Raw genomic sequence first — 19,823 nt, forward strand, 5'->3', positions numbered from 1 at the left:
GGAGCTACTCCCTGTTACAGGTGATGCCGAGCTTCTCCGGGCCCTTGTTGCAGCGGTCGTCGATGAACCCTTCGATGGCCTTGGTGTTCAACTCGTCGCACTCCTGCATGTGTCTCCAGGAGGCCAGGGCAATGGGCTTCTCTATGTCCGGGTTGGGGATGGAGATCACGCCGTCGATGAACGAGTCGGCGAAGGCGTCCACCTCGTCGATCTCTTCGTCGGAAAGATCCTTGTAGTGGATGATGATCCCGCCGTGCTCGAGGTTGTGAACCAGGGTCTCGTGGTCCGGCGCCTCACGGTAGGAGCCCCACGGGGAGGTCTGGCCGCGGTGGACACCTGAGGTGGGCGGGTTGGTCTTGTAGTCGTCGAAGGTCTCGTCGGCGCCCAGGTGGGGCTTCTCGTCCAGCTCGTCCGGGAAGGACTCGATGTCGCCGCAACCCGCCTCGTCGGCGGCGGCTGCAAAAGCCGCCCTCTCGCCCTTGGACCTTTGGATCCCATAGAAGACTGCGGCGCCCAGGGCGACGAGCAGGACTATCGAGATAAGAACCTGCTTACGCCGTTTGGCCTGCTGGCGTTTCCGGGCGGCGGCGACCCGTTCCTGACGGGCGGCCTCTCGCTTGAGCTTCTTCTCCTCCGCCGACTTGCTGAGCTGCGCTGCCGAAGCGCCTGCTGCGGCGTTCTCTGCAGCCTCGGAGGTCGCCTTTTCGGCGTCGCCTCCTGGAGCCGATGCGGCTTTGGCTGCGCCCGCGCCGGCAGCCGCCCCGGCAGGCTTGCGCGCCTGGGGAGGCTTCTTGCCTGCGGGTCGTTTCTGAGGGGGGCGCTTCTTGGGGGGTGCCATCTGCCCCAATCCTAAACCACTTCCGCGGCGAGCCGTCCAATCCGGCAGCTGAACGCAAAAGCCCCCGGAAGGAATCCCTCCGGGGGCCTGGGGCTTTGCGGATCTAGATGGTCTTGGGCTTGTACTCGATTGCCTGCATGGCGTTCAGGACGTCGAGCCTGTCGGTGAAGACACGCCTGCGGTACTCCTGCAGCCGCTGGCGCCTGGCCAGTGTCTCCATCCGCCGCTGGTCCTTGCTGCCGGCGTTGACCCGGAAGTACTTCATCATGTTGATGGTTTGGCGAAGCTTCTCCCTGAACGGGCTCAATTGCACGACCTCAGGCAGCTGGTAGTCGAAGTTCAGCCACTCGGAGCGGTACTTGGGGTTCGAAGGGGTGTAGGTCCAGCCGACCTGCTTGGCGATGTGGATCAGGCTCTGGTGATCCAGTGCCCGTGCCGTGACCGGAATGCTCGAGACCAGTTCGGCCTCGGTGCCGACAGGGGTGTTGGAGTAGTCGTCGGAGGGCCTCAGCAAAACCGGGGTGTTGTCGACGACGGTCTCTTCCGCCATCATCGCCGGCTCGAAGTCGCCGAGCTGAAGTGCGGGCTTGGGAGCGGTCTTGCGGGCCTTCTTGCGCTTCGGGGCGGCCTCCTCAGGGGCAGCTTCGACAGCTGCAACCAGAAGCTCGGACTCTGCAACCTCGATCGGAGCCACTTCCTCCAGAGCCGCGGCCGGAGCCGACTCCTGGGCGATGACTGCGAGGTCTTCCGCCTCCTCGTCGAGCAGAAGGGAAACCATCTCCTCGTGGTCCAGGTCGCTGCGGAGGTGCCGGATGGCCTTGTGGTTGAGGTCGAGGACCATGGCCCCGCCCATCTTGCGAATCATGACGTGGGAGTCGCACCAGAAGCACTGCAGGACCGGACGGCCGTGGTAAGTGGTGACCAGAGCGTAGTCATCACCCGCGGGGTCGCCCGCCATGTCACACGAAGGACACTTAACTTTCTTACTCACGTCCGGATATTCCTTTCCGTCCGATGAGGCGTGAAGGCTGAGATTCCAACCTCGAGTCACCCCAGATATCGAGTTGGGTCATGTATCTATCGGCAGAAACCCCAGACCTTTAATTACGAGTTCTCGATTACTTTGGGCTGAATCCTGACGTTTGGGCGCGCAAAAGAAAAGTCCAGTCGGGAAATTGTTTGCAGGGGGGTTTTAGACCCCGAGGTCGAAGGAGAAGCCGCCGATGCTGCCACCGGCGTTGCCCTGGACGTTGCCGCCGCCCGCGCCGCCCGGAACCGTGGCGGTGCTGGATGACGATGCCGCGGCCGAACCCACCTTCGCGGGAGCCTTCAGCGTTGCGTTGCCGGTTGAGGGAGCGGCCCAGTTGGAGGCGCTGGCTCCTGCGGGGGGATCTTCGTCCTGGGTGATCCCGGAGTGGTCGCCGCTGCCGCCTGCGGTGCCTCCGCCTCCGCCTCCGCCGCCGTTACCGCCACCGCTGCCGCCGTCGCCGGCCGTGCTTCCGGGGGCCGCGTTTGCGGGTCCGCCGCTGCCGCCGTTACCGCCGCCCCCGACCGATGCGCCGGTGGGCCCGCCGCTGCCGCCGTCGCCGGAGTCGCCGCTGCGGGCTCCGCTGCCGCCGCTGCCGGTGGCACCCGAGGGGCCGGTGTCGCCGGTGGTCATTTCAGCGGTCTGGGTGCATTGGGCGTTGTCGCCGTTGCAGTTGTTCTCCGCGTACGCAACAACCGTAAGAAGGAAGAAGACGGTCACCGCCAAAGCGACCATACCCATGGCCCTCGATGCCTTCATGCCTACCTCCTGGTTGTTGGGTTCAGTTTCGATACTAGCCTACCGGGCTGTGAAGGTCCGCGGCAAGGTGCGCGAAAAAATCTAATCGGCTTCTGCGGCCGCCGGAGTCACCGTCGCAGCCCACTCGGCGGACTTCTGCTCGCAGGTCCCGCCGGCGGCTTCCGCCTCGCCCTTGGGCACGAATGCGGTCCGTTTGGTCGCCTTCATCTGTGTGACCACCGCCTTTCCGTCCTTGACTTCGAAGTCGGTCGGAGTCACCTCCACGGTGTTCGTGGCCTCGAAAGCCTGCGGGATGACCTTGCCGTCCGAGCCCTTGCACGAGTTGCTCACCTCGGGCGGGAACGTCTGGCCGATCTTGTAGACGCCGGCGTCGTAGGTGACGGTGGAGACGACCGCGCCGCCGTCGGGCTCGTCGGGGTTGGTGGCCGAGATCTCCGAGTTGCAGGGCCGGTCCTCGCAGCCGGGTGTGACCTCCCAGATGCGCCGGATCTTGTTCCCGGGCTGGAAGGAGGTCTCCTCCTGGGTGGCGCCGACCAGCCGGACGAGCGTGTAGTTGAATTCCCACCTGCCCTCCCAGACCGCGGTTTCGAGCGAAGCCTCCTCCTCGGGACTGGGGGAGGCCGATGGGGTCGGGTCGGTGTCTGCGGAGCGGGAGCACCCGGCCAGGGCCGCCACCAGGGCGATTACGGCCAGGCGCCGAACTACCTTCGCTGCCACGGGAACCTTTCGACGGGCGGCGGGGGCGGGGGGTTGTCGTCATCGTCGTCATCCGACCGCGCAGGTTCGGGCTTCGCCGGCGTGGCCCAGGTCGGTGGAGCGGAGGTGACGGGCCGGGCCAGCTCCGCGTTCATCTGGCGGACGGTCTCCTCGAGCCTGCCGATGCTGCTGGTGAACCCCAACTTCTTGGCCGCGAATTCGGGCGCCTCCACCACCATGATGCGTCCGCACTTGCGGCAGGTCCTGGCCAGGTCGACGCCGTGTTTGCAGTAATCAGTCATGTGAGGCCACCTTAGATCAGCGGCCCGCGGCAGTTGCGGCAGAGCCCTTTTACGGTCAGGTCTTCGTTACCGCATTTGCGGCACCTGGCCCAGTCAACCTGGGCAACGTAGCCCGGCGGTTCCGAGATTACCCCGAGCGACTGTCCGTGGAAGCGAGCCTGCTCGTACTCTTCGCCCTCTTTGCGCTCGACGAGGTCCCAGACGTAGTTGATGAAGTGCTGGTCCCGGGCGAAATCGGCGACTTTGGTGAGATCGACTTTTACCCAGTACATAAATACAAGGATAAGGGCGGACATAAAATCGGTTGATGGAACCCGACGACCCCCGGCGCGAGTGGCTGAAGTACCGGTCGGGCAACCCTCCCCGGACCACTCCGGACGACCCCCACCGCCAGCTGACGCAGATCGCTCCGATCGAGATGCAGGACGCCCTGGTGGAGCGCGGCCGCCTGCTTTCGGGGACCTACATCGCCCCCAGCCTGATCTCGATGCCCGGATCCCGGGCCTTCGTGCTGGACGACTCGTCCCCCACGCCCGCGTCGGAGGTCTTCATGATCGGCCGGGAGTACGCCCACATCCACCCGTCCTACGACGGCAGCCTTCACATGGTCCTCCCACCGCATCTCGTCCGGCAGGTGGTGGAGCGCGGCTGGGGGGAGCAGCACCCGGTGGCAAAGATGGGTCTGATCCCCATGAACACCCTCATGGTCTACGGCCCCCGGGACGAGGAGGAGCTTGACGTGGTCTTCAAGCTGTTGAAGACCTCCTATGGCTACGCCAGGGGCCAACAGGCGGGGTAGCGGGTCGCCGCTACCATGGAAGCAATGAAAGAACCCAAACCCGCCGCCACCACGGGTGACCCGCAGGTGGACGAGCGGCTGCGGGAGATGGTCTCCGAACTTCCACCCGGCGACGCCCAGCTGGTCTTCGAGATGATGACCTCCGCGCTTGCCCTGGCCGAAGCCCCCATCTCCCGTCTCGACCGCAAGATAGCCAACTCCGCCCTACAGGAGATGCGGCGAGCTTTCGCCGTGTTCGCCCCCTACCGCAACACGAGGAAGGCGACGATCTTCGGCTCCTCCCGCACGGCCAAGGGCCGGCCCGAGTACGCCCTCGCCCGGGACTTCTCCCGAACCATCGCCGACCGGGGCTGGATGATCGTGACCGGCGCCGGGCCGGGAATCATGGAGGCCGGCCACGAGGGCGCCGGCGGCAGCAGGTCTTTCGGCGTGAACATCGTCCTGCCCTTCGAGGCGACGGCCAACCCGTTCATTGCCGGCGACCCCAAGCTCATCAACTTCAAGTATTTCTTCACCCGCAAGCTGATGTTCATCAAGGAGTCCGACGCCTTCGTCCTGATGCCGGGCGGGTTCGGGACGCTCGACGAGGCGTTCGAGCTGCTGACGCTGATCCAGACCGGAAAGTCCGACCTGCACCCCATCGTCATGCTCGACGTGCCCGGCGGGACCTACTGGAAGTCCTTCGACCGCTACCTGCGGGAGGAGCTGCTCGCCGACGGGTACATCGACGAGAGCGACCTCAACCTGTTCACCTACACCGACGACATAGACCAGGCGGTGAACGAGATCGAGAAGTTCTACCGGGTCTACCACTCGCAGCGTTACGTCAACAACCGGCTGATCCTTCGGTTGAATGTGGCACCCACGGAGGCGCAGCTCGCAGCGTTGTCGGAGGAGTTCGGCGACATCCTGGAGGGCCCGGTAGTGGCGGTGGGGCCGTCGTCGGGGGAGATCCGGGACGACGACGTGGTGGACCTGCCGAGGATCGCACTCAACTTCGACCGAATCCACGCCGGGCGGCTGCGCCAGCTGGTCGACCGGCTAAATGAGGCGTCCGTATAGCAACCGGTCGGCGGAGTCGGATAGCATTGCGCCCATGAGGCGCAGACCGGGCGCAATTTTGTCACTGTTACTCCTCGCCTCCCTGGTCCCTGCTACGAGGGTCGATGCGGCTCCTTCGCGCGCCAACCTGCAGAAGGAAGTTGACCAGCTAACCACCCAGATCTCATCGCTCGACGAGGACTACAACCACGCTCGCATCCAGCTGAGCGCCGCCGAGCGGCAGATGCGGGAGCTGGGCATCGCGAAGGAGGACGCCAACCGGGAGCTCGCCGAGCTGCGCAAGACCGCCTCGCAACGCGCCGCCGCCTCCTATCGGATCGGCATGCCGAACATGATCCTCGCCCTGTTCGGCTCCGAGAGCTTCAACGACTTCTCTCGCCGGATGGGCATCAGCAGCCGTGTCGGCGACTGGGAGTCGGGCATCGTCACCGAGCTCGAGATTGCGAACAACCGCTCCCAGGAGAAGGAGGAGCAGCTTCGCAAGGAGCGGGACCGGGCGAAGGCGCTAAGCAACTCCATCGCCAAGAAGCGGTCGGCGCTTCAGGAGCGGGTAAACGAGCACGAGGCGCTGATGGCCCGGGTTGCGGCCGAGGAACGCAACCGTGCTGCAGCCGCTGCCCGCAGCCGCAGCACCAGGCCGCTCACGCCTCTTTTGCGCCAGGACTCGAAGATCCCGGCCCCGCCCCTACCGGGATCGGGCAACGCCCGGGCGGCCCTGGCCGCCGGATATTCCAAGATGGGCACTCCGTACTCGTGGGGCGCCAGCGGCCCCGGCGCCTTCGACTGCTCCGGCTTCACCAGCTACGCCTGGCGGGCGGCCGGTGTGAACCTGCCGCACTCATCCCGGGCGCAGTACGCCGCCACCAAGCGGGTCTCCCGTGAGGACCTGCAGCCCGGGGACCTCGTGTTCTTCGGGAGCCCGATCCACCACGTCGGCATGTATGTCGGCGGGGGCAACATGATCGACGCATCAACCTACGGAAAGCCGGTGGCGGTCAGGTCGATGCTCCGGAGCGGCTACGTAGGGGCCGGCAGGCCGGGCGTTTGACCCCCGGGGAACCCCGGGTCCGCCTGTGAAAGTTGCGATCATCGGGGCCGGAGCAATGGCCGGAGCCCTGGGCATCCACTTTCACCGGTCCGGCAACTCGGTCGCCATCTGCGCCACCAAGTTCGACGGCCACATCATCGACGCGATCCGCAAGGACCGTAAACACCCGACCCTCGGCCACTGGATACCCGAGGCAGTCGACATTCACGACTACCGGCACTGGAGCCGGGGCTTCCGCCGGGCAGACATCGCAGTGCTGGCGGTGCCGTCGGTCGGCGTGCTGAGCAGCGTCACCGTTGCGCTGGAGTACCTCGGCAAGAACGCCATCTGGGCGGTTGCCACCAAGGGGTGGGTCGCCGGGAGCGGCAGGCCGATGTCCGAGTTCATCGAGGAGGTCTCTCCCGGGCACCCGATCGTGATGATGGTGGGCCCGTCCCTGGCTTCGGAGATTGCGGCCGGGACGCCGACGGCTCTGGTCTGCGCAAGCAAGGACGCGGCGGCGGCGGCCACGGTTGCCGGAGCTATTTCGTCGGCCACCCTGCGGGGGTTCGTCACCGACGACGTCGCCGGAGTGGAGGTGGGGGCGGCGGTTAAGAACGTGCTGGCCATCGCCATCGGCATGTGCGACGGGCTGGAGGAGGTCAAGGGTCGCCCGATGACCAACACCAAAGGCGCGCTGTTCTCCCGGGGGCTGATGGAGATGGGCCGCCTGGCGGTGGCTCTGGGGGGGCGGCAGGAAACCGTGTTGGGGCTGTCGGGGGCCGGCGACCTCTACCTCACGGTGGCCGGAGGCCGGAACGGCCGGTTCGGGCGTCTGGTGGGCGCCGGGCTGGACCCGATCAAAGCGTTCGAGCACATGGGGACCACGGTGGAGGGCTTCGACAACACCCGGGAGGCCGTTCTGCTGGCGAAGCGCCACGGCATGCGGCTGCCGGTGGTGGAGATGACCCACTCGGTCCTTTTCGGGGGCGCCGACCCGGAGAAGGCGATCCTGGACCTGGTTTTGAGCCCGATGGAGCCCGAACCGCACTAGTTACCCCACCTTACGCACTAGGCTTAAGAGCCATGGTTTCTGCCGATCGGACGTTCATCAAGATCTGCGGCATCACCCGGCTCAGCGATGCCCGCGCTGCGGTGAGCGCCGGAGCGAACGCGGTCGGCTTCATCTTTGCCCGCAGCCTCCGGCGGGTCTCCGCCAACGAGGCCGCCGCCATCACCTCCCATCTACACCCAGCGGTCAATCGGATCGGGGTTTTCGTCAACGCAACGGTCGACCGGATCGGCGAGGTCGTCGACCGGGCCGGCCTGGACGGGGTCCAGCTCCAGGGCTCCGAATCGCCTGAGTTCGTGGACGAGCTGCGCAAAGCGATGCCCTCCCTCACGGTGTTCAAGGTCATCCGCCCCCTGTCCGCCGACGACGTCGCCCAGGCGGCAGCGTTCCCGGTCGACGCCATCTTCCTGGACCCCCGTGACCCGGCAAACCCCTTCGAGGCGGTGGCGCCGATTCCGCTGGAGTGGCTCGATGGGATCTCCTCGGCCCGGTTCGTGGTCGCCGGCGGGCTGAACCCCCAAAACGTGGGCTCGCTGGTGTCGGGCATGCGGCCGTGGGGGGTGGACGTCTCGGGAGGCGTCGAATCCGGGCCGGGTAAGAAGGACGGCGTGAAGATCCGCTCGTTCATCAGGGCGGTCCGGGAGGCGGAGTCGCTCCGGCAGTGATCTCACCGAAACGGGCGGTCCAGCACTTCGGCCGGCTGACGGTGAACCCAATCGTTCTCGCCCTGATCCGTTCGGGCATCCCGCTTCCGGGCATCGGCCGAAAGACGGTGATGACCCTCTCCACCGTCGGGCGGAAGTCCGGGAAGCCACGGACCACGCCTATGGGCTACGTCCGGATCGACGACGACACTGTGTGGGCGGTCTCCGAGCACGGCGAGCGATCCGACTGGTACCGCAACGCCCGGGCTGCGGGCACCGTGCAGGTCCAGGCCGGCGGCGACCGGCCCCGCCCGGCAACCATCCGGCTGCTCCCCGATGAGGACCCCGGCGCGGTGCTCAAGCGCATGAACCCGATGGTCGCCATCGCCAACCGGGCGCTTTGGGACCGGCCTGCGGTGGTAGAGATCCGGTTTGAGAACGACTAGCTCCGACCTGCAGCTGCTCCTGAAGTCACTGTCGGCCACGCTTGAGAGCGAGGGCCTGAAGGCGGTCGTCCCGTTCCCGGCAAAGACCGGAATCACCGTGCGGCCCGAGCCCCCGCTCCCCGGCACCCTGAGAAGGAGGCTGCAGGCCAAGGGGATCGACGGCCTGTGGACCCACCAGGCGGAGGCGCTCTCCGCCGTCCGGCGGGGTGAGAACGTGGCCGTCTCGACCGGGACCGCCAGCGGTAAGAGCATGTGCTTCAACCTGCCGGCGATCGAGCAGATCCTGGCCGACCGCCGCTCCCGGGCGCTCTACCTCTACCCGACCAAAGCCCTGGCCCAGGACCAGCTGCGGGCCCTGCGGGGCTTCGGGCTCACCGAGGTGCTCCCGGCGACCTACGACGGCGACACCCCGGGCGACGAGCGGGCATCGGTCCGCAAGTTCGCCAACATCGTGCTGACCAACCCGGACATGCTGCACTTCGGCATCCTGCGCTCCCACTCCCGCTGGGCGAACTTCTTCGCCAGCCTCAAGTTAGTGGTGATCGACGAAGGCCACGTCTTCAGGGGGGTCTTCGGGTCCCACGTGGGCTGCATTCTGAGAAGGCTGCGCCGGATCGCTAACTACTACGGCGCCGAGCCGGTGTTCATCCTCACCTCGGCCACCATCCCCAACCCGGGCGGGCTGGCGGAGCGACTGGTCGGCGTGCCGTTCACCGAGGTGACCGAGGACGGCGCCCCTAGGGGAGAGCGGCTGTTCGCCTTCTGGAACCCGCCGTTCGTCGACGAGGCGACCGCCACCCGCAGCTCGGCCAACTGGGAGAGCGCCCGGCTGATGGCCACGTTCGCCAACCGTGAGATCAAGACCATTGCTTTTGCCAAGTCCCGCCGGGCTGCCGAGCTGGTCGCCAAGTACGCAAAGACCATGGCCACCGGCGACACCGGCGACCGGATGACCGCCTACCGGGCCGGGTACCTGGCCGAGGAGCGGCGGGCGATCGAGAAGCGGTTGTTCTCCGGTGAGCTGGTCGGGGTCGCGGCGACCTCGGCTCTGGAGCTCGGCATCGACGTCGGGGGCATGGACGCGGTGGTCATGAACGGCTTTCCGGGGACCGTCGCCCAGGTCTGGCAGCAGGCCGGGCGGGCCGGGAGGTCTACCGATGCCTCGGTCGCCGTCCTGGTCGGCCGGGACGACCCGCTGGACCAGTACTACGTCGCCCACCCGGAGTTCCTGCTGACCAAACCGTTCGAAATGGCGCTGGTCGACACCACCAACCCAAACATCTTGCAGCCCCACCTGGCGTGCGCCGCCTGGGAGAAGCCGATCACCCCGGAGGACGTCACGACCTACTTCGGCGAGGAGGCGCTGCGGCAGGCGGAGGAGATGGAGGCGGCCGGTCAGCTGGCTCTGCGCAAGGCCAAGGGCGTCCAGCGGTACCACTACCGGGGCGACACCGAGCCCGGAGACCTGGATCTCAGGTCGATGGGCTCCACCTACTCGATAGTCGAAGCTCAGACCGGCGCTTTGCTGGGGACCGTCGACGGAGGCAAGGCGTTCTCCCAGATCCACCCCGGGGCGGTCTACCTGCACCAGGGTGACAACTGGGAGGTGCAGGAGCTTGACCGGGCCAACCACGTGGCGCTGGTGGAGCCGTCGAAGGGCCGCTACTTCACGCAGTCCCGGGAGACCTCCGACATCCGGGTGCTGGAGACGCTGCAGCACAAGCGGGTCGGCCGGGCGGAGTTCTACCTCGGCCGGGTCGAGGTGACCAACCGGGTGGTGGCGTTCGCCCGCAAGGACATCGCCTCGGGCGAGACCCTGGCGGTGGTCGACCTGGACCTCCCGGAGACGATCCTGTCGACGGTAGCGGTCTGGTACACGGTCGACGACCTGGTGATCCGCAAGGCCCGGCTGACGGCGGCCGACCTGCCCGGGAGCCTGCACGCCGCCGAGCACGCAGCGATCGGCATGCTGCCGCTGTTTGCTATGGCCGACCGGTGGGACATCGGAGGGGTGAGCACCGCCTTTTCGGCCGACACCGGCATGCCCACGGTCTTCGTCTACGACGGCTACCCCGGCGGAGCCGGCATCGCGGCCCGTGGGTTTGCCGAGGCGGCCGAGCACCAGGCGGCCACCCTGGAGGCGGTGTCCCGGTGCCCGTGCAAGACCGGCTGCCCCTCATGCGTGCAGTCGCCCAAATGCGGCAACGGCAACGAGCCGCTGGACAAGGCGGGAGCTATTCGCCTGCTGGCCACTATTCTTGGTAGCGATGGAAGCAATCGAGGCTGAAGCCCCAACCCCCGAGATCGTCACCCCGCCCAAGCTGAAGGTGATCCGGTTTCTGGCGTTCGCCATGGTGCCGGCCCTGTTCATCGCCTTTATCGCTTTCACCCTGTTCCAGACCGCTCCGCCCGACACCCTGGTGGGGGAGAAGATGCCGGAGTTCTCGCTGGAGCAGCTCGGCTCGGAGGAGCGCCTGACCTCGGCCGACCTCGAAGGCAAGGCCGTGGTGGTGAACTTCTGGGCCTCGTGGTGCGTGCCGTGCGTGAAAGAGGCGCCCGATCTGCAGGAGGCGTACGCCAAGTACTCGGACCAGGACGTGGTGGTGCTGGGCGTGAACGTGCAGGACTCGGAGAAGGACGCGCTTGCCTTTGCCGACAAGTTCGACGTGACCTATCCGATCGTCCGTGACCCCAACCTGACCCTCTACAAGGAGTTCGGCGTGCGGGGCCTGCCCGAGACGTTCTTCATAGACAAAGAGGGCGTGTTCGTGGGAGTCGGGTCCGGCCGCCAGGTTGGCCAGAGTGGGACGACGAAGACGTTGGGAGCTATCGATCCGGCGCTGCTGGAGAGCCAGATCAAGACGATGCTGGAGAAGCCGGCATGAAGTTCACCACCAAGCTAGAACTGGGCGGCAAGACCGCTACCGGATTCGTCGTTCCCCCCGAGGTGGTCGAGGCCCTCGGCAAAGGAAAGAAGCCGCCGGTCAAGGTGACCATCAACGGCTACACCTACCGGAACACGGTGGCGGTTTACGGCGGCGTCTACATGCTCGGGGTGAGCGCGGAGCACCGGGAGGGCGCCGGTGTCGAGGCCGGCGAAGAGATCGAGGTCGAACTTGAGCTCGACACCGAACCCCGGGTGCTCGAGATCCCTGCGGACCTGACGGAAGCGCTGGAGAGGGAGCCCGAGGCCAAGAGCTACTTCGATGGCCTCTCCTACAGCAACAAGCGACGGCACGTGCTGGCGATCGAAGGGGCGAAGGCGGCGGAAACCCGGCAGCGCCGGATCGACAAGTCGGTGGCCATGTTCAAAGAGGGCAAGAACTAGCGGAGGTACACGGCCTCGATCATCTCGGCGGTGGCGTGGTAGAGGGCCCGGACGACCTCGGTCGCATCTGAGAGCGTTCTCGCTGACACCTCGTCGGAATCCTGCAACCTTGCGGCTTTCGGAGGGGTCGGTTCGGGAAGGGCCCGGGACGAGGGCGGGTGATCGCTCCGGTCCTTAACCCGGGTGCCGCCTTCGAAAGCCATGGCGACAAGCTAGCAGCGCCGCGTTAACGCACCCTTGACGGAAGGTTACGCCCAGGTGACCGTTACTTGAACAAATGGCGGAAGCTGCAATCGAATCCAGCGACCGGTTTTGGTTAGTCTGAGGGCGTGAAATCCACTCTCGAACGGGAGATCAAACTCCAGGCCCCTCCCGGGTTCTCGCTACCGCAGTTCCCGGGCACCCAGATTGGGCCGCGCAGGTTCACCTCGACCTACCTCGACACAGAGGACTTTCGCCTGGCCGCCGCCGGCATCACCATGCGGCGGCGCGTGGAGAACCGGAGGGGTTTGTGGCAGCTCAAGCTTCCCCGGGGGAACGCCCGGATGGAGCTGGAGGAGAGGGGAGGGCCGCTCCGCCCGCCTCCCTCGTTTGCAAAGCTGATCGTCGCCCCCCTGATGGGCGAGCCGTTGAAGGTGGTTGCCAAGCTGAGGACCCTGCGCACCGGCACCACGGTCATGGACGGCGACCGGAAGGTCGCCGAGGTGGTTTTCGACTCGGTCCAGGTGCTGCAGGGGATCACGATCGTCAACCGGTTCAGCGAGATCGAAGTAGAGCTGCTCGACGGCAACGAGGACGACCTCAGGCAGCTGGGATCGGCCCTCAAGTCGCTCGGAGCCTTCACGGGCGACGAGCGGCCGAAGCTCTTGCAGGCGCTCGATATCGTGGTCGCCCAGCCCGACTCGGACAAGCGGCCGGTCTCCGAGCTTGCACAGATCCAGGGCATGATCCGGGACCAGTTCCGCAACCTGTTGCGACACGACCCCGGCACCCGCCTGGGCGACGACCCGGAGGATTTGCACCAGCACCGGGTGGGTATCCGAAAACTTCGAAGCCTGCTGGGCTCTGCCCGCATGCTGGAGCCGGAGTGGTCCGCATCGCTGCGGGCCGAGCTGGAGTGGATCGGAGACCTGATGAACCCGGTGAGGGACCTGGATGTAATGGTGCCCTACCTCCGCGCCGACATGCAGCTTCTCGACCCCAGCGAGGCTGCCGTCATGGAGCGGTTCATCGCCAGCCTGGGCGTCGAGCGGGAGGCGGCACGCAAACAGATGCTGGAGGGGCTCGAGAGCGACCGTTACCTGGCGATGCTGAGGACGCTGGAGGCGGCGACCGTCTCCCTGGTGGTGCGTCCGGCAGAAGACGACCTCAAGTCCGGCGCCGCCCGCCAGTTCCGCAAGATGCGCAAGGCGGTGAAGGACCTGACTTCGCCGCCCGAGGACGAAGACCTTCACCGGGTGCGTCGCCTGGCCAAGAAGGCCCGCTACACGGCCGATCTGGTCAAGGACTCTGGCGGCAAGAAGGTAGCCAGGTACCTGGAGGACATCAAGCGGCTCCAGGAGGTGCTCGGCGACTTCCAGGACTCGGTGGTGGCGGAAGAACGGATCAAGGCCTTCCTCCCCGACGCAAACACGTCGCAGGAGTCGTTCGTGCTCGGACGGATGGCGGAGCTCGAGGCAATCAAGAAGCGCCGGGTACGATCGGATTTCCCGCCGGTCTGGAGCAAGGTCAAAAAGAGCGGTAAGAAGGCGTGGTCCTGAAGCGCCTGTTCGGTACGGTTGCCGCGGTACGTGCCGCCGGAGGGGTCATCGCGCGCACCGCGCCTTCCGGGGGGACCGAGGTGCTGATCGTGCATCGTCCCCGCTACGACGACTGGAGCTTCCCTAAAGGCAAGCTGGAGAACGGCGAAAGTGAGCAGCAGTGCGCAATTCGGGAGGTTCAGGAGGAGACCGGGCTGCTCTGCGAGACCGGCCGGGAGCTTCCGGGCACGGCGTACACCGACCGGAAGGGGCGGCCGAAAACCGTTCGGTACTGGAGCATGACGGTGGTGTCGGGCAAGTTCGTGCCGAACTCCGAGGTCGACGAGGCCCGGTGGGTCAATTTTTCCGAGGCGGCGAGGCTGCTCTCCTACGAACACGATCTTTCGATGCTGGAGGAGCTGATGGTGCGTGAGGTTGGGGAAGCCTCGGCTCTGCTGGTCCGCCACGGCACCGCCGGCAACCGCAAGGACTGGGAAGGCGACGACCGGCTGCGGCCGCTCGACGAAAAGGGCCGGCGCCAGGCGGAAGCCCTGGCCGACAGCCTCATCCACTACCCGGTGAAGCACGTCCTCTCTAGCCCCTACCTCCGCTGCACCCAGACGGTGAAGCCGCTCGCCAAGCGGCTCGGGCTGCCGGTGCTCGAGGTCGAGCAGCTCGCCGAAGGGGCAAGCATCGAAGAGGTCGAAGGACTGATCGACGGCCTGGACGGCGGCCTAGCGGTTCTCTGTTCGCACGGCGATGTAGTGGAACAGATCGTCGGCACCGAGGCGCCCAACCGAAAAGGGGGCTTCTGGCTGGTGAAGAAGGTCGACAACGGGGTGGAGCCGATGCGCTACGTCCCCCCGCCAGACCTAGAGGCTTAGTTCTTCTTTTTCTTAGCCTTCTTCTTCTTGCCCCCGTGCGCCGCTTTGGCGCCGAGCATCAACTTCTCCTGGCTTCCGGTCCCCAGGCGGCCGGGCCTGGACTTGCTCTCCCGGAGCCAGTGTCCGTCCGGCTGCAGCTCCCAGCAGAAGACGTCGTCCTTCCAGCCGGTTTCGAAGGCCGTGGATAGCTCTTTGCGCACCGCCTCGTCCTCCACCGGGACGACAACCTCCACCCTCTCGTCGAGGTTGCGGGGCATGAGGTCGGCGCTTCCCATGTAGTACGTCATCCGGTCGCCGGCCTCGAAGCTATATACCCGGCTGTGCTCCAGGAATCGTCCGAGCACGCTGCGCACGGTGATGTTCTCGCTCATCCCCGGCACCCCGGCCCGCAGCGAGCAGATGCCCCGGACCAGGATCCGGATGTCGACGCCGGCCGCGGACGCCCTGTAGAGCTCCTCGATCAGCTCGGGGTCGGTGAGCGCGTTCAGCTTCAGCCGGATGATTGCCGGCTTGCCGTTCTCGGCCGCTTTGGCCACCTGCTTGATCTGCTCCTTGAGGGCGGCCCTAAGCCCGAAAGGAGCCACCAGGATCTTGCGGAAGTGGACCGGCTTGCTGAAGCCGGTCAGGTAATTGAAGAGCTCGGCGACGTCGGCGGCGATGTCCGGGTCGGCGGTGAACAGGCCGAAGTCCTCGTAGATCCGGGCGGTGGCCGAGTGGTAGTTGCCCGTGCCGATGTGGACGTACCGGCGGAGGACGCCCTCCTCCCGCCTGACCACAAGGACGGTTTTGGCGTGGATCTTGAGGTTGGGGAAACCGTGAACCACGTGAACGCCCGCCCGCTCGAGGCGCTTGGACCACTCGATGTTGTGGCCTTCGTCGAAGCGCGCCTTCAGCTCGACCAGGGCCACGCTCTGTTTGCCGGACTCCGCCGCCTCGATCAACGCCGGGACAACCGGGGACTTCTCCGACGTCCGGTACACGGTGGTCTTGAGCGCGATCACATTGGGGTCCCGGGCGGCGCCCATGACGAACGCCTCGACGCTGGTGGTGAAGGAGTCATAGGGAAGGTGAACCAGCAGGTCGCCCCGGCGGATCTGGCCGAAGAAGTCCGATGCAAGGTTGGACTGGAGCCGTGGCTGGGTCAGCGGCACCCAGGGTTCGAACCGCAGGTCCGGGCGGTCGATGTCGGCAAGGTTCGAGAAGTCGGCAAAGTCGAGGATGCCCTCTATCGGGTAGATCTGGTCGGGCCCTACGTCCATGGCGTCCCGCAGCAGGTCCAGCAGCTTGGGAGAAGCGGTGTCGGACACCTCCAGGCGGACCACGTCGCCGAAGCGGCGCCTGCGAAGCTCGTGCTCGATGGCCTCCATCAGGTCGGCGGCCTCGTCGTCCACCTCGAAGTCGGCATCCCGGGTGACCCGGAACATCGTCCGCTCGACTATCTCGACGCCGGGGAACAGGTAGCTGAGGAAATGCCCGATTACCTCCTCATGAGGGATCATCAGGTGCCTGGTGCCGACCGTCACGAAGCGCGGAAGACCCTCGGGGACCTTCACCCGGGCAAAGCGCTCCTCGCCGGTGGCGGGATCCCGAACGAACAGGCCGAGGCTGAGCGACAGGCCGGAAATGTAGGGGAAGGGCTGCCCCGGACCGACGGCGAGCGGGGTGAGCACGGGGTAGAGCTCTTCCTTGAACTTTGTCTCCAGCTCGGCCAGCTCCTCCTCGGTGCAATCCTCCACCCGGCCGATCAGGATGCCGGCCTCGGCGAGCTGGGGTTGCAGCTCGCTTCTCCACAGCTGGGTCTGGGTCTTGAACATCATCAGGGCCCGGTCACGGATCTGGGCCAGGGCTTCGGCGGCGGTCATGCCGTCGGCCGAGGGGAGCGACGCAACGGCGAGGGCCCGGCCCATGAGGCCGGCGACCCGAACCATGAAGAACTCGTCCAGGTTGGCGGAGAAGATGGCGCAGAAGCGGACCCGCTCCAGCAGCGGGACATCGTTGTCGGCTGCGATGGCGAGGACCCGGTCGTTGAAGTCGAGCCAGGAAAGCTCGCGGTTGATCAGACGCTGGACCGGGGGCTCGGGAGCCTCCGGAAACGATGCCGGCACGAAAGTTTCGTCGGTGGTTGTTTCGGCCATTGCGGTTTCAGCCGTCTCTCAAAGGAATAACTCAGCGTAACCCGAATTCTTCCCATTCGGGCTGAGAGATCTTCCCGTAGGACAAATTCAGCAAACTGTTCATATGGCGTCCGGAAAGCGGGGCTCATTGGCCCGATCGCCGATTGGCGGCATAATTCCCAGATGGTCAAACAAGCGATATCGGGAAAGGGCCGCCGCGGCGCCCCGCCGCTGCCCCGCCAAAGGGGCGCCCTCCGGGTCGTCCAGGTCACGCTCCTCCTACTGGCGGCGTTCCTCGGGAACCTGGCCTACCGATCCTGGCTCGGCTACTCGGCCAATGAGCCGAACACCGGCATCGACGAGGTCGTCGGGCTGGCCGTTGTGGCTCTGCTCAGCCTCTACGGCTGCCTGTGGATGGGCCTTCGTACGGTTCGGGGACCGCAGCCGCCCAGCTTCGACTAGGCCGCCAGATGCCCCCGCCCGACTCCATAAAGAGGTCCGGCGGCAAGCTCGTCTCGATCCTGATGCTCGTCGCCTTCATGGCCGCCTGCGGCTCCGATGCTCCGGAATCCAGTCCGGCCCCCGAACGTTCGACCGCCGGGTGGAGGACGCTCAAGAGCGCACCCAACCAGAGGACGGAGGTCGCCGCGGCTGCGGTCGACGGCAAGATCTACGTCATGGGGGGCTTCGTCCCGCCGGGCCGAACCGTCGCCATAGTCGAGGTCTACGACACCGGCGCCGACTCCTGGTCCCGCGGTCCGGATCTGCCGCTGGCGGTCAACCACGGCATGGCGGCGGCGGCCGACGGGGTGATCTACGCCCTGGGCGGCTACGCCGGCGAGTCCGACCTCAGCGCTCCGACCGACCGGGCGTTCGCATTTCGGGAGGACCGGTGGGAAGAACTGCCCCCGATGCCCGAGGTCCGCGCGGCGGCCGGGGCGGCGGCCATAGACGGGAAGGTCTACGTCGCCGGGGGAGTGGGGCCGGTTGGCCTGGCGGACAGCACCCTGGTGTTCGACACCGCAGAAAGGACGTGGTCGGAGGCTCCAGGGGTGCCGACGCCCCGTGAACACCTGGGCGTTGCGACCGACGGGGCGAAGCTGTTCGTGACCGGCGGCAGGCCGCCGAACACCGACCGAATGGAGGCGTTCGACCCGTCGACCGGGGAGTGGGACCGCCTGGACGACATGCCAACCGCCCGGGGCGGCCTGGCTGCGGCCGGCACGTCCGACGGCCTGATCGTCGCCGCCGGCGGCGAGGCCGAGCAGACCTTCCCGGAGGTCGAGGCGTACGACCCGAAGAAGGGGACCTGGGCGCGCCTGGAGGGCCTCCCGACGCCGCGGCACGGGCTCGGCGTCGTCGCCGTCGGCAACACGGTTTACGTCCTGGCCGGCGGCCCGCAGCCGGGATTCGCCTTCTCCGGAGCCAACGAGGCGCTCGACCTCTCCTAGATCCGGCAGGTGCCGGAACTACCCAGATGAAACTGGGCCATTCGGACCCGAAAGACGGGGCCGTTCGGCACCTTTACACGTCCTGATGCCGGCCCGATACTTGAAGGCTCTGACGCACAGGGAAGGATTCGCACTGCATGGCAACTTGGGTCGTTCCGGGTGCCCCGTTGGATGGGGGCGCCGGCTGGCGTATCTGGTACTCGAAGCCCGGCACCGGGAAGGTCCCAACTCCCGAGATCGACGTCCGCCGCGGCGGCGAGGCGGTTGAGTTCACCGCCGGGGAGCTGAAGCAGCTGCCCCTCGCCGAGGGCCTCAAGCGCCGGATGGCGGTGCAGGAGATCCGACTTAAGACGCCGGACCCCATCGCACGCATGTACGAGATCAAGGTGCTGGGCAACACCTACCACTGGAAGACGCTGCCCGGGGGCCTCGACGAGCCCGTGAGCTTCTTCATCTCGTCGTGCTTCTGGCGGGACAACGACAAGGAGGGCGCCTACGGGGCCGGCATGCGCACCCTCACCAAGCTCCACCAGCCGGCGTTCAAGATGCTCATCGGCGACCAGGTCTACCAGGACTGGCCCCCGGCTCCGCTGACCGGCCTGAGCTCGGCCGAGCTGTACGCCCAGCGGTACTGCCTCTACTGGGGCGACCCGGCGTATCAGGAGGTCTTCGGCGCCTCCCCGAACTACTTTTTGTGTGACGACCACGAGTTCTGGAACGACTACCCGGAGCGCCAGGCACAGCTCATGCGCACCTGGAGGAACGGCAAGGAGTACGGCGAGGTCGCCGGCAACCTCTACCAGCTGTTCCAGCACTCGGCCAACGGCGGGGGGAACACCTGGAAGAGCATCAAGATCGGCCCGGTGGGGATCTTTTTCTGCGACACCCGCTCTCAGCGCACGAACATCAAGGATGAGCCGCACAACTTCATCCCCAAGGAACAGTGGGTCGACCTGGAGGCGTGGTTCAACTCCCTCGAGGGCCCCGGTCTGCTGGTGCTCGGGCAGCCGCTGTTCCAGAAGGACGGCGACATGAAGGACCACTCGCTGTCCAACTTCAAGGACGACTACGGCCGGTTGTGCGACCAGATCGTACGCACCGTCAAGGGCGAGGGCCGGACCCCTCACGACATCATGATCCTGACCGGCGACATCCACCGCGGGAGGTTCTCCGCCGCCACCTTCCCCGGCATCGGGGAGGGCAAGGTCTACGAGTTCGTTGCGTCCCCGGCCTCCCGGATCGGCCCCTACATCAAGACGCCCAACCCCGAGCCCCCGCCGGCCCGGCTGTTCCCGATAGTCAACGGCAGGGAGGCGCCCTGGGAGGTCGACGAGGACGACGGGCCGTGGACGCCGATGATCGACAACAACGTCGGCGTGGTGAAGATGTCGACGGGCACCAACGGCCGGGTCCGATTCGAGCTTTCCATCTGGAGGCACCGGCCCTACGACGACCGCAACTTCTGGGAGCGGACCCTCCGGCGAGACCAGCCGCAGGGAGAGATCAAGCCGCTTTACACAAAGGAGATCGAGCTGAGATGAGGTATCCCACCCTATGACGATCATGAGGCACTCCGGGACCGATGCCGCCAACGAGAGCATCGTCAACTTGACCGACGATTACGCCGGCACCGAC

The 19,823-nt window shown here is 66.4% G+C and carries 22 protein-coding genes; 14 read left to right on the forward strand and 8 right to left on the reverse strand.

Going from position 1 to position 19,823, the window contains the following annotated elements:
* Positions 1 to 4: 4 nt before the first annotated feature.
* From VFV09_04515 to VFV09_04540, 6 genes are all read right to left on the reverse strand, one after another.
* Entirely contained in the window at positions 5 to 838 is an 834-nt protein-coding gene (locus VFV09_04515) for a DUF3105 domain-containing protein (GenBank protein ID HEU4866975.1), read from the reverse strand.
* A 103-nt stretch (positions 839 to 941) separates the two neighbouring features.
* On the reverse strand, positions 942 to 1,829 hold the full coding sequence (locus VFV09_04520; GenBank protein ID HEU4866976.1) for a hypothetical protein: 888 nt from the start codon (positions 1,827 to 1,829) through the stop codon (positions 942 to 944).
* A gap of 201 nt (positions 1,830 to 2,030) precedes the next feature.
* The gene (locus VFV09_04525) at positions 2,031 to 2,624 is read right to left on the reverse strand and encodes a hypothetical protein (protein ID HEU4866977.1); all 594 of its coding nucleotides are present in this window, start codon (positions 2,622 to 2,624) and stop codon (positions 2,031 to 2,033) included.
* A gap of 81 nt (positions 2,625 to 2,705) precedes the next feature.
* On the reverse strand, positions 2,706 to 3,341 hold the full coding sequence (locus VFV09_04530; GenBank protein ID HEU4866978.1) for a hypothetical protein: 636 nt from the start codon (positions 3,339 to 3,341) through the stop codon (positions 2,706 to 2,708).
* Positions 3,326 to 3,622: a hypothetical protein gene (locus VFV09_04535; GenBank protein HEU4866979.1), complete on the reverse strand. Its 297-nt coding sequence runs from the start codon at positions 3,620 to 3,622 to the stop codon at positions 3,326 to 3,328. Before VFV09_04535 ends, VFV09_04530 begins: the two co-directional genes overlap by 16 nt.
* An 11-nt stretch (positions 3,623 to 3,633) precedes the next feature.
* A complete protein-coding gene (locus tag VFV09_04540) occupies positions 3,634 to 3,894 on the reverse strand; it encodes a hypothetical protein (GenBank protein HEU4866980.1) in 261 nt (86 codons plus the stop codon).
* 35 nt (positions 3,895 to 3,929) lie between these two features.
* Between VFV09_04540 and VFV09_04545 the strand changes: the two genes are divergently transcribed.
* The 9 genes from VFV09_04545 to VFV09_04585 are packed head-to-tail and all read left to right on the forward strand — an operon-like array spanning position 3,930 to position 12,000.
* Positions 3,930 to 4,421 carry a luciferase family protein gene (locus tag VFV09_04545; GenBank protein HEU4866981.1) on the forward strand — a complete coding sequence of 164 codons (492 nt, stop codon included), beginning with the start codon at positions 3,930 to 3,932 and terminating at the stop codon, positions 4,419 to 4,421.
* Positions 4,422 to 4,445: 24 nt separating this feature from the next.
* The gene (locus VFV09_04550) at positions 4,446 to 5,483 is read left to right on the forward strand and encodes a TIGR00730 family Rossman fold protein (GenBank protein HEU4866982.1); all 1,038 of its coding nucleotides are present in this window, start codon (positions 4,446 to 4,448) and stop codon (positions 5,481 to 5,483) included.
* Between the two features lie 34 nt (positions 5,484 to 5,517).
* Positions 5,518 to 6,531, forward strand: a complete 1,014-nt coding sequence (locus VFV09_04555) for an NlpC/P60 family protein (protein HEU4866983.1) — start codon at positions 5,518 to 5,520, stop codon at positions 6,529 to 6,531.
* Positions 6,532 to 6,556: 25 nt separating this feature from the next.
* Positions 6,557 to 7,564, forward strand: coding sequence for an NAD(P)H-dependent glycerol-3-phosphate dehydrogenase (locus VFV09_04560; GenBank protein ID HEU4866984.1), 1,008 nt, complete (start codon positions 6,557 to 6,559; stop codon positions 7,562 to 7,564).
* A gap of 32 nt (positions 7,565 to 7,596) precedes the next feature.
* Entirely contained in the window at positions 7,597 to 8,247 is a 651-nt protein-coding gene (locus VFV09_04565; protein ID HEU4866985.1) for a phosphoribosylanthranilate isomerase, read from the forward strand.
* Complete coding sequence (locus VFV09_04570) at positions 8,244 to 8,672, forward strand: nitroreductase family deazaflavin-dependent oxidoreductase (protein HEU4866986.1); 429 nt, start codon at positions 8,244 to 8,246, stop codon at positions 8,670 to 8,672. Before VFV09_04565 ends, VFV09_04570 begins: the two co-directional genes overlap by 4 nt.
* On the forward strand, positions 8,659 to 10,959 hold the full coding sequence (locus VFV09_04575) for a DEAD/DEAH box helicase (GenBank protein HEU4866987.1): 2,301 nt from the start codon (positions 8,659 to 8,661) through the stop codon (positions 10,957 to 10,959). The genes VFV09_04570 and VFV09_04575 overlap by 14 nt, the downstream gene beginning before the upstream one ends.
* On the forward strand, positions 10,940 to 11,557 hold the full coding sequence (locus VFV09_04580; GenBank protein ID HEU4866988.1) for a TlpA disulfide reductase family protein: 618 nt from the start codon (positions 10,940 to 10,942) through the stop codon (positions 11,555 to 11,557). The genes VFV09_04575 and VFV09_04580 overlap by 20 nt, the downstream gene beginning before the upstream one ends.
* Positions 11,554 to 12,000 (forward strand): YdeI/OmpD-associated family protein, encoded by a 447-nt coding sequence (locus tag VFV09_04585; protein HEU4866989.1) that lies wholly within the window; start codon positions 11,554 to 11,556, stop codon positions 11,998 to 12,000. Before VFV09_04580 ends, VFV09_04585 begins: the two co-directional genes overlap by 4 nt.
* Here the strand turns inward: VFV09_04585 and VFV09_04590 are convergent.
* The gene (locus tag VFV09_04590; protein ID HEU4866990.1) at positions 11,997 to 12,203 is read right to left on the reverse strand and encodes a hypothetical protein; all 207 of its coding nucleotides are present in this window, start codon (positions 12,201 to 12,203) and stop codon (positions 11,997 to 11,999) included. The two genes, VFV09_04585 and VFV09_04590, sit on opposite strands and share 4 nt — an antisense overlap.
* A gap of 126 nt (positions 12,204 to 12,329) precedes the next feature.
* Between VFV09_04590 and VFV09_04595 the strand changes: the two genes are divergently transcribed.
* Entirely contained in the window at positions 12,330 to 13,760 is a 1,431-nt protein-coding gene (locus VFV09_04595; protein HEU4866991.1) for a CYTH and CHAD domain-containing protein, read from the forward strand.
* The gene (locus VFV09_04600; GenBank protein HEU4866992.1) at positions 13,751 to 14,623 is read left to right on the forward strand and encodes an NUDIX hydrolase; all 873 of its coding nucleotides are present in this window, start codon (positions 13,751 to 13,753) and stop codon (positions 14,621 to 14,623) included. Before VFV09_04595 ends, VFV09_04600 begins: the two co-directional genes overlap by 10 nt.
* Here VFV09_04600 and ppk1 read toward each other — a convergent pair.
* Complete coding sequence (gene ppk1 / locus VFV09_04605; protein HEU4866993.1) at positions 14,620 to 16,758, reverse strand: polyphosphate kinase 1; 2,139 nt, start codon at positions 16,756 to 16,758, stop codon at positions 14,620 to 14,622. The two genes, VFV09_04600 and ppk1, sit on opposite strands and share 4 nt — an antisense overlap.
* A 162-nt stretch (positions 16,759 to 16,920) precedes the next feature.
* On the opposite strand from ppk1, the gene VFV09_04610 reads away from it, so the two are divergent.
* From VFV09_04610 to VFV09_04620, 3 genes are all read left to right on the forward strand, one after another.
* Entirely contained in the window at positions 16,921 to 17,199 is a 279-nt protein-coding gene (locus VFV09_04610; GenBank protein HEU4866994.1) for a hypothetical protein, read from the forward strand.
* An 8-nt stretch (positions 17,200 to 17,207) separates the two neighbouring features.
* Complete coding sequence (locus VFV09_04615; GenBank protein HEU4866995.1) at positions 17,208 to 18,188, forward strand: kelch repeat-containing protein; 981 nt, start codon at positions 17,208 to 17,210, stop codon at positions 18,186 to 18,188.
* Positions 18,189 to 18,325: 137 nt separating this feature from the next.
* Positions 18,326 to 19,729: an alkaline phosphatase D family protein gene (locus tag VFV09_04620; protein ID HEU4866996.1), complete on the forward strand. Its 1,404-nt coding sequence runs from the start codon at positions 18,326 to 18,328 to the stop codon at positions 19,727 to 19,729.
* Positions 19,730 to 19,823: the final 94 nt, after the last annotated feature.

The organism is Actinomycetota bacterium, assembly GCA_035759705.1.
Taxonomy (GTDB): domain Bacteria; phylum Actinomycetota; class CADDZG01; order JAHWKV01; family JAHWKV01; genus JAJCYE01.

Excerpts from the sequence above, each read along its gene's own strand:
- VFV09_04515 (HEU4866975.1), bottom strand. The coding sequence starts at position 838 with ATGGCACCCCCCAAGAAGCGCCCCCCTCAGAAACGACCCGCAGGCAAG.
- VFV09_04525 (HEU4866977.1), bottom strand. The coding sequence starts at position 2,624 with ATGAAGGCATCGAGGGCCATGGGTATGGTCGCTTTGGCGGTGACCGTC.
- VFV09_04535 (HEU4866979.1), bottom strand. The coding sequence starts at position 3,622 with ATGACTGATTACTGCAAACACGGCGTCGACCTGGCCAGGACCTGCCGC.
- VFV09_04540 (HEU4866980.1), bottom strand. The coding sequence starts at position 3,894 with ATGTACTGGGTAAAAGTCGATCTCACCAAAGTCGCCGATTTCGCCCGG.
- VFV09_04545 (HEU4866981.1), top strand. The coding sequence starts at position 3,930 with ATGGAACCCGACGACCCCCGGCGCGAGTGGCTGAAGTACCGGTCGGGC.
- VFV09_04550 (HEU4866982.1), top strand. The coding sequence starts at position 4,446 with ATGAAAGAACCCAAACCCGCCGCCACCACGGGTGACCCGCAGGTGGAC.
- VFV09_04555 (HEU4866983.1), top strand. The coding sequence starts at position 5,518 with ATGAGGCGCAGACCGGGCGCAATTTTGTCACTGTTACTCCTCGCCTCC.
- VFV09_04565 (HEU4866985.1), top strand. The coding sequence starts at position 7,597 with ATGGTTTCTGCCGATCGGACGTTCATCAAGATCTGCGGCATCACCCGG.
- VFV09_04580 (HEU4866988.1), top strand. The coding sequence starts at position 10,940 with ATGGAAGCAATCGAGGCTGAAGCCCCAACCCCCGAGATCGTCACCCCG.
- VFV09_04585 (HEU4866989.1), top strand. The coding sequence starts at position 11,554 with ATGAAGTTCACCACCAAGCTAGAACTGGGCGGCAAGACCGCTACCGGA.
- VFV09_04590 (HEU4866990.1), bottom strand. The coding sequence starts at position 12,203 with ATGGCTTTCGAAGGCGGCACCCGGGTTAAGGACCGGAGCGATCACCCG.
- ppk1 (HEU4866993.1), bottom strand. The coding sequence starts at position 16,758 with ATGGCCGAAACAACCACCGACGAAACTTTCGTGCCGGCATCGTTTCCG.
- VFV09_04610 (HEU4866994.1), top strand. The coding sequence starts at position 16,921 with ATGGTCAAACAAGCGATATCGGGAAAGGGCCGCCGCGGCGCCCCGCCG.
- VFV09_04615 (HEU4866995.1), top strand. The coding sequence starts at position 17,208 with ATGCCCCCGCCCGACTCCATAAAGAGGTCCGGCGGCAAGCTCGTCTCG.
- VFV09_04620 (HEU4866996.1), top strand. The coding sequence starts at position 18,326 with ATGGCAACTTGGGTCGTTCCGGGTGCCCCGTTGGATGGGGGCGCCGGC.